Raw genomic sequence first — 14,685 nt, 5'->3', positions numbered from 1 at the left:
TTCAATATAAAAAAGTGGATAAAATCCACCTTTTTATAATCATTATAATCTTTTTGATGCCTCATGTGCTAATGGCGATCTTTCACATTCGTCGTAATTCAGTGTAACTTGATAACATAGGTCACTTCCCTTCATTTTTTCTGAAGCATAACAAAGCCCATTTGACCTTGAATCAAGAAACGGCTGATCTATCTGGTCTGGATCTCCTATTAATATAAGTTTTGTTCCTTCACCAACTCTTGTTACAATTGCTTTAACTTGTTTTGGTGTTAAATTTTGAGCTTCATCTATGATCACCCAGTTTTTAACTATGGATCTTCCTCTTAAATAAGCCACAGCTTCTGTAGTTATAATTCTTCTATCAAACAGTTCTCTAATTTTATCTGCTAACTCTTTTTCATTTTTATATCTTTGTTTTGCATCTGAATCAACTAATATTTCCAGATTATCAAATATAGGTCGCATAAAAGGTGCTATTTTTTCCTCCTCCGTTCCAGGTAAAAATCCTATATCTTCATCCATAGTAATATTGGGTCTACACACAAGAATTCTTCTATACTGCTCATAACTACATTCCATAATCTTTTGAAGTCCAACTGCTAAAGAAAATAATGTTTTAGCTGTGCCTGCTGGACCTTTTACTATTACTAAAGGTGCTTTATCCGCATCTGTAAACAGAGCTTCCATCATAAATTTCTGACCTACATTTCTTGCAGTAATTCCAAGTGAAACATTATCTTTATAATACAAGTTTACAATTTTTTTGCCATCAAACCTTCCTATTGCCGTTTGTTTTGGATTTTCACTGCAGCGAATTATAACAAATTGATTAGTATAAAGATCAGGCACAACATACTTACCTTGTGATTCTAAATAGCATAGTACATCTTTAACCTCTATAAACTTATTATGATAAAACTCTGATATTTTTTCATTTGAAGCATAAACCTCTATCCTTCCTGTATACTGTTCTTCATTTTCCGGTACAACCTTTTCATAAAAATCTTCTACATCTATACCAACAATATCCGCTTTAATTCTCTCAAAGATGTCCTTCGTAATAAGGCATACATCTTCCCCTTGTTCCTTTAGTGCCTTACAAATCTGTATTATGCGATTATCAGCCTTACTTTTATCCCAGCTTAGAGGAATTTCAGTATCATGATGATTCATTTCTACTCTTAGTTTTCCTCCACCAGGCATATCAACCCCATCATTAAGCTTTCCATCTCTCCTGAGCTTATCTATAATTCTAGCTGCATGCCTGGCGTTAGCACCTAAATCGTTTTTCTGTTTTTTAAAACTATCTAATTCCTCTAATACAATTTCCGGTATAATTACATCGTTATCTCCAAAGGTAAAAATAGCTCCTGGTGAATATAGAATAACATTTGTGTCTAAGATATAGGTTCTCTTCAAAATTATTCCTCCTCTCTCCCATTACTAATATTATATTCACTACATTTTATAAATGTATCAAAATTTATTTAAATGTAATTTTCTTTCACAAATTTAAATAAGCACCAGTGATATTCACTAGTGCTTACTCAAAACAAAATGTATATATATAATAAGGGGGACTTATTATATTCTTTTAATTTTTCCTCTAAGGTTTATTTCCTTAGGACACTTATTATTATATATGGTAATTGTTACGTTTTTGTGTAATCTTCGTTACTTGTTAATGTACATTTTATTAACATTATATGAATAAAGCACCTAGAATCAACCAAGTGCTTATTTTTAGTACATGTTTAACGTAAAAACATGAAAAAAACTGAATCAATACTACAGTTATGGTGAATTATTCCTTTTTGGTTACAACACTAAATTATAAACTACCTATTAAATGTATGTGTATCTCCTAGTAGTGTAATTGAGTTATTATCAATAATTATTCCACCAGTGTTTTCAAGCGCATATACTGTATCTGTTTTTTCATTTAGTACCTTATTTATATAGTTTTTCTGAATTTCTGTTTCTTTATAATGAACTTCAATATCAAAATCCTTTATAAAATTTAATCCTTTATTATATGAGAATATATCATAATCTTCATCAGGAGTTATATGATAATCTTTTATCTGAATCATTGCACCTGCACTACTTCCCATAATTGTGCCATTAAAGTTTTCGATGTCATCTATTAAATCAAATTCCTCTAAGCGGCACATAGTTTTATCAGGCAAACCTCCAGTGAAAAATATTACATCACTGTTTTTTATTTTATCTTTTGCACTTTCTTTTGTATCTTTAAAATAATTTATACACTCTATATTTTCTTTACAAACTCCATAGCTCAGGAACGGGTTTATAATAGGCTTATAATGTCTTCCATTGTTTTTATTAAACTCCTTCTGCCAATCCATATCATTACTTATGTATTTATCAAAAGAAAATGGAATTATTAAAACCTTATTATTACAATTTATATATTTTGATACCGCATCCTTTGCCCAACTTTCACTAAAATTATACAAGCTAAATAACATATTTACCATTAGTGTGCCCCCCTATCTAATTGATTATATTCTATTCTTTTCCTCAGTTAATGGTAATTATATCATACTTTTACTTGTTAATATTTTAATTTTCTTTTCTAAACATCGAAAAGACTACACCCAAAATAGCTTCAAAATTTATTAAACACATTTATTCTGCTTAAACTTAAATAAGCACCAGTGCTACTCACTAGTGCTTATTCAAAACAAATATATCTATAATAAGGGGAACTTATTATATTCTTAATTTTTCCTCTAAGTTTTATCTCCTTAGGACACTTATTATTATATATGGCAATTGTTACAGTTTTGTGTAATATTTGTTACTTGCCGGTGTATATTTTTTTAACTTTATATGAATAAAATACTAAACATAGTTCTTAAATTTAAACTTTAAACATCAAGCATATAATAATGTTTTTAAATCAGTTTTATATTCTTACCAAAATTTTACTATTTACAATTTTGTTTATCCTCTTTATAATAAAATTAATCTTATATTTTTTATATCAACCTCAGTCAATATACCTTAAAACAATGTAAAAAGAGTGGAAATAATTGAGAACCATCCAATTCTCATTATCCACTCTTTTTATTTTCAAAATTAAAAAGGCTTGTATCCTTAGAATTATTATGTATGACAATTGTTACATCTTTAACTAAAGTAGTTTTGCAATAATTACTATTAAGTTTGAAGCAGGAACTAATACTAATTGTGCTAATATACTTCCTATAATCATTCCTACAACAATAAAAATTATGCAGCGATTAAATTCTAACTCTGTACATTCTCCCCGTATTACATCATCTGTCATCATAGATAAATATGGATCAATAAATATAACCATAAATATTGTTGAAATACTATTTATCACTGATGATAAAGTACTGCAGGTAGTTCTTAAACTTGGACTTAAACACCCAGCATATAACGCTGATAAAATACTTACACTAGATACAGAAAAAGCAATCACATTTAATAAAATTACTTTTCTAGGAATTTTGCGAAAACTTGTTAATTGGCGTAAATTCTCTTTTTTAGGAATTGAAATACTTTTCTTAAACTGCTCAATTCCCGATTTTGAAAATGCATGCATCATTAGCTTAGGCAAAGATCGGTAAACGCTAAATGATATAACTAATTTGTTAAATACTTTTATAAAGGTTGGCATTAAAAATGCACCTGTTATTGTAGCTAATGTAATAGAAAAAATTATCCATCTAAAAATATGAAGCAAACCAGAAGACTGCCCTGTATTTATACCATTTTCAATAGTTTTTGCTAGTAATGGTGCTTGAATAGTATTCGCTGTTCTTTGTATCAGTGTAAAAACATTAAATACCGCAAAAGATACTGCAATTCTCCCAGTTCTTATTCCTACAATTCTCATAGAATATGCCAGCGTTCCTATTACATAAATAATAAAAGTTAAAATAAATACTAAGTATATCTGAACTGTCATTTTTATTACCACCTTGTAACTTCATTAGTTTCATATTCAATATTAATCTCAATAGATTATCACTTCAGTTACCAATGTAAAACTTATAACATATATCTATATTATTTAGACGTCATTTTACATCATTGTAAAATATATCTATAATCCTAGCATTGTATTATTTAATTGTCAAAAACATTACTGTCATTCTATGTTTAATAAGTTATACAGTTCTGTTTCTATTTTATCTAATTGCTGCCATTGTTAATACTTTCACTTACAAATAACACTTACACCAGTACTATATTTATCATTCACCCAAAACTAAATTCTTATAATTCTTTAATAATCCTTGTGGCTTTTTTTCTCCAAATAACCAATATCTCAAATAATCATCTATATATATAGCAGGTGGAACTAATAAAAACCATATAAGTGCATAAGGCACACATATTTGTCCATAAACATTACCCCACTCATTAGAGTAATCCCATATGTCAAGCCCTAACCATACATTAAGTATCATACCAGATGTAAACTCTAATATGAGAATTATTAAAGTCCCTATAACACATTGCTGCCACATTTTTCTATCATAAAATTTAGGATATTCATTTAACCTTCCTATAAGGAAAGCACATAAGCCACCAACAACCAGCATGCTTATATGTGTCCACCCTCTCCATAATCCTTCTAATACCATGTATAAAGCTCCCATTACAAATATTAGAATAAGGTCTTTATATATTTTATTTTTTAAATTATTGAAATAACTGTGTCCCATACGACCTTTTTCCCTCCTCCACTATACTTAAACTACTTATATACATATATATTTTTAAATCTTAGTAATTATTGATATTTTTTATATGTCTTTTTGATTCTAATCCTGGATTTTCTATATTTTAAGTTTTCTATTCTATACACTTATAAAACTGCTGCTATTATTTTCAAGGTATTAAAAAAAGCATCTATCTTTAGATGCTATACCATTAAATCCCTTGGATAGTTTTAAAATATTGATTATTATAAGGTATTTTCTTAGAATACTTATTATATTACAGTGTTTTTGTTACAGTTATGTGTAACCTTTGTTACTTGTTAATATATATTTTTTAACATTCTATGAATAAATCGCCCATAATTAATCACTCTTTTTATTTGATATGCACAATATGTAATGTGAAAAATCCCCATATAAAAAACACCCTTTCGAGTATCTTACAATTGGTTTTCGCTTTTTAGCTTTTCAATAACCTTTTCCTCCTGAATAAATTCATTCATCTTTGATACTGCAAAAGGTACTATTATAATCCCTTCTTTTTCTTGATTTTTGTTAAATTCTTTCAGTATTTATGGTACCCCTACATTAATCGTTTTAGATTTTTTGTGCTAATCATTATCATATAAATTGCAAAAACATGCATAAGCGCATCGAATTCTTCTATTTCTATTTTTTTCATACCAATGCCTCCCAAAGAATTTTCTTCTAGGTGCTAATATTCTAAGACATTTATTATTATAAATAACTATTGTGACAGTATTGTGTCAAATACAAATAAAAAACATTGCCACTAATTTTATTTTTACAAACATATTAATTCAATTATTTAAAATTAAATTCACATAAACTTACTATTATCACTAAAAATCACCTCTTAAAAATATCTAATCTTCTGTACATAAATAATATAAAAACTTGACTCCATCTTCTAATTTTATACCTGTTTGCAATGATGCCTTCTCTATTTTTTTTATAATTTCTTCATATTTCTCTAACTGTTCACTTATCTTAAGTTCTATTTTTTCTTCGTAATGTTTATCCATTTTTATTTGTTCCATAGCAATCCCTCCTAAAGAATTCTTCTCCAAGTTTTAATATTCTAAAACATTTGTTATTATACATAATTATTGTTACAGTATGATGACAAATTCAAATAAATTACTATAATGTAAATAAATCTTCTAATACCATGTATCTGCATTTATAACTACTTAATTTCCTCTTATTCATATTTTTATTACTTATAATTCTAGACATAAAAAAAGAGCCAAGTTTTTACTCTCAACTCTTTCCCTATTTAATTTGTTTCAGATGCCTTATGCTAAATCTAAAGCAATTTCCATCATTTTTGTGAATGTCTTTTCTCTTTCTTCAGATGTAGTCTCTTCATGAGTAACTAGTGAATCTGATACTGTAAGTATAGTTAGCGCATTAACGCCTGCCCTTGCAGCATTCATGTAAAGTGCTGCTGTTTCCATTTCTAAACCTAAAACGCCCATTTTAGCCCACTGCTTCCATAGGTTAGAGTCCTCTTCATAGAATCTGTCTGAAGAAAGAATATTACCAACACTAACCTTATAATTTTTTTCATTTGCTATATTAACAGCCCTTTGAACAAGCTCAAAGGATGCTGTTGGAGCAAATGTACCAGGAAGATTAAACTGTGCAGCATAATTTGAATTTGTTGAAGCTGACATTGCTATTATAATATCTTTTACTTTTATATTTTCTTGAATTGAACCGCAAGAACCTACTCTTATAAGATTCTTCACTCCATAAAAGTTTATTAGTTCATAAGAATAGATGCCCATTGATGGCATACCCATTCCTGTACCCATTACAGATACTTTTTTGCCCTTATATGTTCCTGTATACCCAAAAGCATTTCTTACTGCATTAAATTGGACTACATCTTCCAAAAAATTTTCTGCTATAAACTTTGCTCTAAGTGGATCACCAGGCAGTAATATAGTCTCTGCAATTAAATTTTCATCTGTTACATTAATGTGTGGTGTTGCTTGTATAGTCAACTTATGTCATCTCCATTCATGTTTATTTAATAATAATTTTTACATAAATATTTATTCGCTACAAAGTATCAAAATCCTTTTTTATTTTTTATAAGGTTATGTATAGTATGATTTGTATAATTAACAAAATAATTATTTTATTTAAAGCACGAGCGTCCTCTGAGATGCCTTTTTTGTTCAAAAACAGAAAATTCCTATATAATAAAAAAGCATCTATCTTTCAGATGCTCTCTAATTTGTAGTTTGAATCTCTTGTGTGGTTTTAAAATGTATCCTCTTTTTCTCTTAAATTCAGTAACAGGCTCCAAATAAAAGGCCATAAAATAAAAATCCAACTGTACATAAACTAATTGATTGCCATTTTTCTAAAAATCTTATTTCGCCTATAACAGAATATATCAACATTTCAAAGAACATTATGCAAATAATACTAAACACTGAACATTGCACAGATAAATTTAACTGATATTCTCCACACAAAAATCCATATAACAAAAATCCAAATAAACATAAAAGAATTACTTCTAATTTACTCATATACTTAGGTGGTTTAAAAGCAAAAAATGCCATAATAATTAGAAATAACGTAGAAATAATACAGAATACATATTCTAGTTTCATAACATGCTCCTAAATATTTTATTTTTTTACATTATAACACATTTTAGGCTTAGCTTGCTATGCATATTAACATTTTGTCACATTTAAATAATATATTCATATTATATAAATAATTATATTAATGGAGGAACAAATGTATCGATATCCTATATATTTTTGTCCTTACTTTAAGTATTTTATTTAATCATCTCTATTTTTGCTTCTTTAACTTTTAATCCTTTTGGTGTCAATAACATTGTTATTTCTTTTCTTTAAGATGTTCAGCTAATTTAAGTATTTTATTTTTTATCTCTTTATTTAGGCTACCCATATTCCATATCCCTTTCTTAGCATTCTTTTTCTTAACTATATAAACTACTAATACGATTGCTCCTACAATAAATATCAATGTTATTACATCTGCCATTATAGATCTAGCTCCCGTATATGCTGGTGCAACTGCATTTGAACCAGTAGTTGTCACATATGTTCTGTGATTTGGAGTTAATGCTCTATATAGAAAGTAATTGCTCCAAAAATTGCTTCCACCATTGCTAGTATTGTAATAATAATTATTACTGATAGAGTGACAGCTATAACTTGGTGGAATCCTTGATAAAGCTTTTGAGTTAATATTCACTGTATTTTTTGAAGTTGGCGTAGGAGGTGCTTTAGTTGTTGAAAAATTTCCACTTTTAATTCCTGTGGCACTCTTAGGTGTAGTTGACTTTGTAGTTGTACTACTTTTAGGTTTATCTGTTGATTTTGTAGTTGTTTTACTATTTGAAAAGCTTCCACTTTTAATCCCTGTGGCATTCTTAGGTGTAGTTGACTTTGTAGCCGTTTCACTTTTGGGTGTACCTGTGGATTTTGTAGTTGCTTCACTATTTGAAAAACTTCCGCTTTTAATTTCCGTAGTATTCTTAGGTATAGTTGACTTTGTAGTCGTACTACTTTTAGGTATAGTTGTGGATTTTGTAGTTGAGTTACTATTTGAAAAGCTTCCACTTTTAATTCCCGAACTACTACTCTTAGACGTTGAACTATGTGAAGAATGAGAGGATGAGTGTGAAGATGAATGTCCACCTCCATGCCCTCTAGCTTGTACATTTACATATGAAAAACTAATAAGAAAACTAAATGTTATTAATAATAGTATTAATAATTTTTTACACTTCATCATTTGCCTCCCTTAACATTTTGAAATTATGAACTAAACTACTGCATCACTAATATTAATTATTCATTTTCAAATCTCTATTATTATTTTACCATCTTCTACTAGTAAATTTGCAACTATTATGTCATATTCACATCCATAAACTCACATTTTCTTTTTAATATGTAACAGTTAGTGTCCAGAATGCTCCAGACGTTGCACTTTAGTTTCAAGTCATTATGATAATCATAAATATTTACAATAGCATTGATTGTACTAAAAAGAAATCATATGGTGATACTAAAAAGTCTATGCTTGTATTTACAAATGAAGAACCAAATGAAATTGTATAAGTTCCTAAATGTAAAATTAAATATATTGCACTATTTTCCCTTTCAACTGGAATGAGATGGGGAGAAATTATTGGGCAAAAATAAAGTGACATTGATTATAAATTAAAAGAAATTCACATTAATATAACTGTAGCAACCACTACAATTTTTCATAATAGCAATAAAAGAAGTAGACTGGCTATAGTCCGAAGTTAATTTATATATCAGGTGATATAAAAACTATGGTGTGAAATTTTTAGAAACATAATTGAAAATAAAAAATAAGAATGTCTTAAACATTATCGTTAAGACATTCTTATTTTATGGTAGCCACTAGGGGAATCGAACCCCTGATTCCACCTTGAGAGGGTGGCGTCTTCACCGCTTGACCAAGAGGCCATATTTAACTTACTTGATTATTATATTATATATATTTTATTAAGTCAAGCAATTAATTACATTTTTTATTAAAAACTTTATCAGCTTACCCAACTATTGTAATTTCAATCATTAGTAATTCTCGTAATTAGGCACATTGAAAATTAGATATATTTCTTATAAAGTTTATATTATTTTCGATAAAATCAACAATAGTTGGGTCATACATAATATTTTTATTAGCCACTATTTCCTCCATACACTTTTCAAAATCCATAGCTTTTCTATAAGGTCTTATTGAAGTCATTGCATCGATAGAATCACATACTGCAATTATTCTAGATCCTAATGGTATGTCTAATTTAGTTAGTCCATTTGGATAACCACTTCCATTCCATTTTTCATGATGATGAAGTACAATTTTAGTAATATGTTTTAATTTATTTGATTTATTTAAAATATCAAAACCTATTTTGGGATGTATTTTTATACACTGCCATTCATCTTCTGAGAGTTTTCCAGTTTTATTCAATATATTGTCAGGCACTCCTATTTTGCCTATATCGTGAAGATGAGCTGCCATATGAATATTTTCCAATTCGTTTCCGCCTATACCAAGCTTTTTTGATACTTCATATGTCATAAATGCTACTCTTTCTGAATGCCCACTTGTATAACAATCTTTTGCCTCAAGAGCTGTTACCAAGCTTTCTATTATATCATGATAAATTTCTGTTTCATTAAATCCAACTACATCTTCTTTTAGCATCTGTTATCTCCTTAACACAATCTTGTATGATATTTTCCATATACACCCAAGATCGTTTTGAAAACACAATTTTAACATCACACCGCTTAGATTCTTCTTTTGCAATACTTGTTATGCTGTGTCCCACATAATCTACTAATACTAACACTAAATCTGTTTTTTCTGGTATTCTTATTTTTCTATCACTTTTCTTTCTTCCAGTTATATGTTGAATTCTATCGAAACCAGTCTGTTTTAACTTGTCTTTAATATTACAAATATTATCCCCACCTATAACCAAAACACTCATAAAAATCCCCTTTCTAAAATATTGTTACTTTTCAATGTAACACTTTGCCTATATCAAATATAAAATTCAATTACATATGTATACAACATCATAATTAAATCCTACGTTACTTCGACGAATACTAAAATTTAATTTTAATTTTATGACAGAATTAAAATTTTCAAGTTGGATATCCATACATTGAACCAAATTTTAACTTCCTCTAAATCAAGTTTCACCTAATAGAGTTCTTTTAAGTAAATTATATCTAATATAAAACGCTTTCATATGTATTTATTCTAATTCTCGTTACTGTTTAAAAACTTATTATCAATATTAAAAAACAATATTGATATTGAATTTCATTATCATATACATAATACTATTTTATTTTAACTTTGTAAACCCCTCTAAAAAATAAAAATTTATTATTCTATTTATTAAATATTGAATAATGTTTACTTTTTAACATAAAATTTCATTATATACTAAATTTATATATAGTTATTGCAAACAGTTTGCATATAGGTATATAATAATGTGGTACGTAATACCTATCAATCATAATTAGTAATTGTTAATTTTAATTATTGCATTTAATTATAGTTATATTTTTTTTCTAATGATTCATAATTATAACCATAATTAAATGCAAAATTTCTTTAAATTAAGTAAAAATGTAATCAATAAGTGGAGGAGCTCTTTAATGATAGAAATCAAAAATTTAGTTTTTTCTTACACAGGTAATGAACCTTATATTCTTAACAATGTAAACTTAAATATAAAGAACGGAAGTTATGTTTCCATTTTAGGTGAAAACGGAAGTGCTAAAAGTACTTTAGTAAAACTTATCCTCAATCTTCTAATACCTATAAAAGGAAATATATCATTAAAAACAACTAAAGTTGGGTATGTACCTCAAAAAGTTGATGGTCTTAATACTCAGTTTCCTATTACAGTTTATGAAGTACTTAAATGCCATATGAAATTGTTAAAAATTAAAGATTCTAAGGTTATAAATGGGGTTCTTAAATCTGTAGGTATGGAAACCTTCAAAAATAACTTAATTGGAGATTTATCTGGAGGACAGCAGCAAAAAATATTTATAGCTAGAGCTTTACTTGGAAATCCAGAATTATTAATATTTGACGAACCTTCTACAGGTGTTGATATAGCAAGTCAAAACGAAATATATAAAATTATTAAAAACTTAAATGTCCATTCACATATTACAGTTGTATCTGTAGAGCATAATCTTAAAGCTGCTTTAGACAATTCTACACACATATGTAAAATGGAAAATGGTTTCGCTAAATTATATCCGATAAATCAGTTTAAATATCAGGACTTGGAGGTTTCAAATGCTACATTATAATTTCATGCAAAATGCCTTAATGGCAGCTATATTTATTTCTATATTATGTCCAACAATAGGTGTTTTTTTAGTTTTAAAAAGATACTCTATGATGGGTGATGCCCTTTCTCATGCTTCACTAGCTGGAGTTGCTGTTGGATTAGTATTTGGATTTAATCCTATACTATCATCTTTTGTTTTTACGTCATTTTTTGGTGTTATAATAGAGTTTTTGAGAGATTATTATAAAAAATATGCTGAAGTTATACTTGTAATTGTTATGACTCTAGGCGTAGGTATTGCTATTACTTTAATAAGTATGGGCAAAACTAATGCAAATGTAAACTCTTATTTATTTGGAAGTATCTTAACTGTAAGCAGTACTGAACTTTATACTGTTTTTGCAATTAGTTTAATATCCTTTATAATATTATGTACATTTTTTAATCAACTGCTTTATATAACTTTTGATGAAGATGGTGCAAAGATTATAGGTGTAAAAGTTAAGCTTTTAAACTACATTTTTGCATTACTAGTTGGCGCCACTGTTTCTGTTTCTATAAGAATAATGGGAATACTTGTAATATCATCAATGATAGCTATGCCTGTTGCTGCTGCACTTCAACTTCACAAAGGCTTCAAAACAACTCTTATATTTTCCATTATATTCGGATTTATAGATATTATAGTAGGATTAATATTATCTTATTATATAGATAGTGCTCCAGGTGGTACTATAGCACTTACTTCTGTAGCTTTAATGCTTGTAATACTTATTATTAAGAGGTTAACAAAAGGCAACTTAAACTATGCTTAACTTTAAGAAAAATATTTTAGGAGGCTTCTAATGTGTATATTAAAATTTTCAAATGTATCATTTAAAGATGATAATAAGTTCATTTTAAAAGATATATCCTTAAGTATAAATTCAGGAGATTTTGTATCTATTGTTGGTCCTTCTGGAAGTGGTAAAAGTACTTTTTTAAAAATATGTTCCAGTCTCATAAGTCCTGAGCACGGGGACATATTTTTTAAGAATAAAAACTTTAAAGAATACGATACTGTAGATTTAAGAAAAAGCATATCTTACTGCTTCCAAACTCCTTATCTTTTTGATCAAACTGTAGAAGATAATCTAAAATTTCCTTATATAGTACGTAATAAACCTTTTAACATTGATAGAGTCAAAGAACTTTTTAACATTTTTAATATGGATATTAATTTTATGAAAAAAGAAGTAATTAATTTATCTGGTGGTGAAAAGCAAAGAATTGCTCTTATGAGAACTCTCTTATTTAAGCCTGATATATTGCTTTTAGATGAGGTTACTTCTGCTCTTGATAAAGATAATACTTTAATTGTAGAAGATGTAATACAATTGATGAACAAACAAGGTATAACCATACTATGGGTAACTCATAGCGATGTTCAAAGTAAAAAATATGCTAATAAACTGATAACTATTGAAAATGGTTTACTAAAGAAATTGGAGGTTATAAGATGAACACAGCAAATTCAATGAATGTATCTTCTCTTTTAATGGCATCTTCTTTAGTTTTAATATCATTATTTTTTTGTTATTATCAAAAATTAAAATTAGAGAAGGAAATTATAATTGGAGTTTTACGTGCTGTAATTCAGCTTGCAGTTGTTGGATATGTACTTAATTTTGTATTTGGACTTAAAAACCCTTTATTTACAACATTTTTAATTATATTTATGACTTTTAATGCAGCTGTTAATGCATCTAAACGAGGAAAATCCATAAAAGGTTCCTTACTAATTTCCTTTGTTTCTATAGCCTGTGGAACAATTTTAACTCTCTCAGTATTAATTTTAGCTAAAGCAATTAAGTATGAACCTTTTCAAATTATACCTGTAGGTGGTATGGTAATAAGCAATGCTATGGTTGCTATCGGACTATGTTATAAGCAGCTAATTTCTAATTTCGAAGTAAAGAAACAGGAAGTAGAAACAAAACTTGCACTTGGTGCAGATGTTTTTCTTTCATCTAAAGAAATCATAAGAGATTCTATAAAAACAAGCTTACTTCCAACTATTGATTCAATGAAAACTCTAGGGATTGTATCCCTTCCTGGAACCATGACCGGTTTAATACTAGCAGGAACTTCTCCTATAGAAGCCATAAAATTTCAAATAATGGTTACATTTATGTTGTCCTCTACTACTACTATTGCTGCTTTTATTTGCTGCTACTTATCCTATAAAAAGTTTTTTAATGATAGAAAACAACTTAAAGTTAAAGTGCAGTAGAAGTTTGGATTTTAACTTTTACTACGAGATATAGAATAAGCGTTTACTCACTGCTAAATATTTTTAATTAGTCTAAAGCTCAAAGTTCAGGAAAACCTAAGAACTTTGCCAAACTCGGTTCCCTCAAACAAAGCTAAAGTTCTAAGGCTTTCCTGAACTCCTCGCTAAGACTAATAAAAAAATAATTTAGCTAATGTGAGTAAACGCTTATTCTATATCCCTACATAAAAGTTAAAATCCAAACTAGTAACTTCAGTTATACATATTAATATTGATAATTTTATAATTTAGCTCTTAAAATTTCATCTGAAAGCCTTCAGAATAGATACATAAAACAAAAATATTCCTTTTGGTATAATAGAATTGCGAGGATTGAAAAGATTCAAAACTGGAAATGAACCTACTACTTACAGGCTGCGCCTTAGGTTGAAAGTAAAATATATAGATAAAAAATAATTATTATGAAAGCTGCGCTTTTTTATTAAAATCTATATCTTAAGTATTATAAGCAATTTTTAATATTAGAATTACAATAGTTACTACACAACTTTTTAGGTGGAGGTAGCTTTGAATATATGGTGTATAAAAGCTTTTGAGTGAATTTAGGAGTTCTTACGTCTAAAATTTAAAAAATCTCGTAATTTGAATCAGGACGATTCAAGCCGCGAAAGTCCCAGGATGGGACATTTGAACGGGTAGAGATTTTTTGAATTTTAGGCATTAGAGCTCCTTAATAAACGGTCAGCTTTTTTACACCATATATTCAATGCGGACTACACCTAAAAAGTTGTGTC

14 protein-coding genes and 1 tRNA gene are annotated in these 14,685 nt (G+C 28.1%); 4 read left to right on the top strand and 11 right to left on the bottom strand.

From position 1 onward, the window contains the following. Positions 1–42: 42 nt before the first annotated feature. The 11 genes from HBE96_RS18920 to HBE96_RS18870 form a co-directional block, all read right to left on the bottom strand. A complete protein-coding gene (locus tag HBE96_RS18920) occupies positions 43–1,419 on the bottom strand; it encodes a PhoH family protein (RefSeq protein ID WP_169299269.1) in 1,377 nt (458 codons plus the stop codon). Between the two features lie 419 nt (positions 1,420–1,838). Continuing rightward, positions 1,839–2,501 carry a Type 1 glutamine amidotransferase-like domain-containing protein gene (locus tag HBE96_RS18915; protein WP_169299268.1) on the bottom strand — a complete coding sequence of 221 codons (663 nt, stop codon included), beginning with the start codon at positions 2,499–2,501 and terminating at the stop codon, positions 1,839–1,841. Between the two features lie 659 nt (positions 2,502–3,160). Continuing rightward, a complete protein-coding gene (locus tag HBE96_RS18910) occupies positions 3,161–3,964 on the bottom strand; it encodes a lipid II flippase Amj family protein (RefSeq protein ID WP_169299267.1) in 804 nt (267 codons plus the stop codon). Between the two features lie 289 nt (positions 3,965–4,253). After that, on the bottom strand, positions 4,254–4,727 hold the full coding sequence (locus tag HBE96_RS18905; protein ID WP_169299266.1) for a putative ABC transporter permease: 474 nt from the start codon (positions 4,725–4,727) through the stop codon (positions 4,254–4,256). Positions 4,728–5,611: 884 nt separating this feature from the next. Further along, positions 5,612–5,785, bottom strand: a complete 174-nt coding sequence (locus tag HBE96_RS18900) for a hypothetical protein (protein WP_169299265.1) — start codon at positions 5,783–5,785, stop codon at positions 5,612–5,614. 258 nt (positions 5,786–6,043) lie between these two features. Further along, positions 6,044–6,751 carry a purine-nucleoside phosphorylase gene (deoD, locus tag HBE96_RS18895; RefSeq protein WP_169299377.1) on the bottom strand — a complete coding sequence of 236 codons (708 nt, stop codon included), beginning with the start codon at positions 6,749–6,751 and terminating at the stop codon, positions 6,044–6,046. Positions 6,752–7,048: 297 nt separating this feature from the next. Continuing rightward, positions 7,049–7,378: a hypothetical protein gene (locus HBE96_RS18890; RefSeq protein ID WP_169299264.1), complete on the bottom strand. Its 330-nt coding sequence runs from the start codon at positions 7,376–7,378 to the stop codon at positions 7,049–7,051. 238 nt (positions 7,379–7,616) lie between these two features. Beyond that, on the bottom strand, positions 7,617–8,537 hold the full coding sequence (locus HBE96_RS18885) for a hypothetical protein (RefSeq protein ID WP_169299263.1): 921 nt from the start codon (positions 8,535–8,537) through the stop codon (positions 7,617–7,619). Between the two features lie 635 nt (positions 8,538–9,172). After that, positions 9,173–9,247: transfer RNA gene (locus HBE96_RS18880), tRNA-Glu, on the bottom strand. 127 nt (positions 9,248–9,374) lie between these two features. Continuing rightward, positions 9,375–9,995: an HD-GYP domain-containing protein gene (locus tag HBE96_RS18875; RefSeq protein WP_169299262.1), complete on the bottom strand. Its 621-nt coding sequence runs from the start codon at positions 9,993–9,995 to the stop codon at positions 9,375–9,377. Beyond that, positions 9,967–10,284: a DUF2325 domain-containing protein gene (locus HBE96_RS18870; RefSeq protein WP_169299261.1), complete on the bottom strand. Its 318-nt coding sequence runs from the start codon at positions 10,282–10,284 to the stop codon at positions 9,967–9,969. Before HBE96_RS18870 ends, HBE96_RS18875 begins: the two co-directional genes overlap by 29 nt. Before the next feature lie 685 nt (positions 10,285–10,969). Here HBE96_RS18870 and HBE96_RS18865 point away from each other — a divergent pair. Genes HBE96_RS18865 through HBE96_RS18850 form a run of 4 tightly spaced genes read left to right on the top strand, consistent with a single transcriptional unit; the run spans position 10,970 to position 13,891 of the window. Beyond that, positions 10,970–11,638 (top strand): metal ABC transporter ATP-binding protein, encoded by a 669-nt coding sequence (locus HBE96_RS18865; protein ID WP_169299260.1) that lies wholly within the window; start codon positions 10,970–10,972, stop codon positions 11,636–11,638. Next, positions 11,625–12,434, top strand: coding sequence for a metal ABC transporter permease (locus tag HBE96_RS18860; RefSeq protein WP_169299259.1), 810 nt, complete (start codon positions 11,625–11,627; stop codon positions 12,432–12,434). Before HBE96_RS18865 ends, HBE96_RS18860 begins: the two co-directional genes overlap by 14 nt. A 30-nt stretch (positions 12,435–12,464) precedes the next feature. Beyond that, positions 12,465–13,121 carry an ABC transporter ATP-binding protein gene (locus tag HBE96_RS18855; protein ID WP_169299258.1) on the top strand — a complete coding sequence of 219 codons (657 nt, stop codon included), beginning with the start codon at positions 12,465–12,467 and terminating at the stop codon, positions 13,119–13,121. Beyond that, the gene (locus HBE96_RS18850; RefSeq protein ID WP_169299257.1) at positions 13,118–13,891 is read left to right on the top strand and encodes an ABC transporter permease; all 774 of its coding nucleotides are present in this window, start codon (positions 13,118–13,120) and stop codon (positions 13,889–13,891) included. Before HBE96_RS18855 ends, HBE96_RS18850 begins: the two co-directional genes overlap by 4 nt. Positions 13,892–14,685: the final 794 nt, after the last annotated feature.

Origin of the sequence: Clostridium muellerianum, assembly GCF_012926525.1 — a bacterium.
Lineage (GTDB): Bacteria > Bacillota > Clostridia > Clostridiales > Clostridiaceae > Clostridium_AM > Clostridium_AM muellerianum.
Note: the sequence above shows the minus strand (reverse complement) of the source record. Positions and strands in the feature narration are given on the sequence as shown.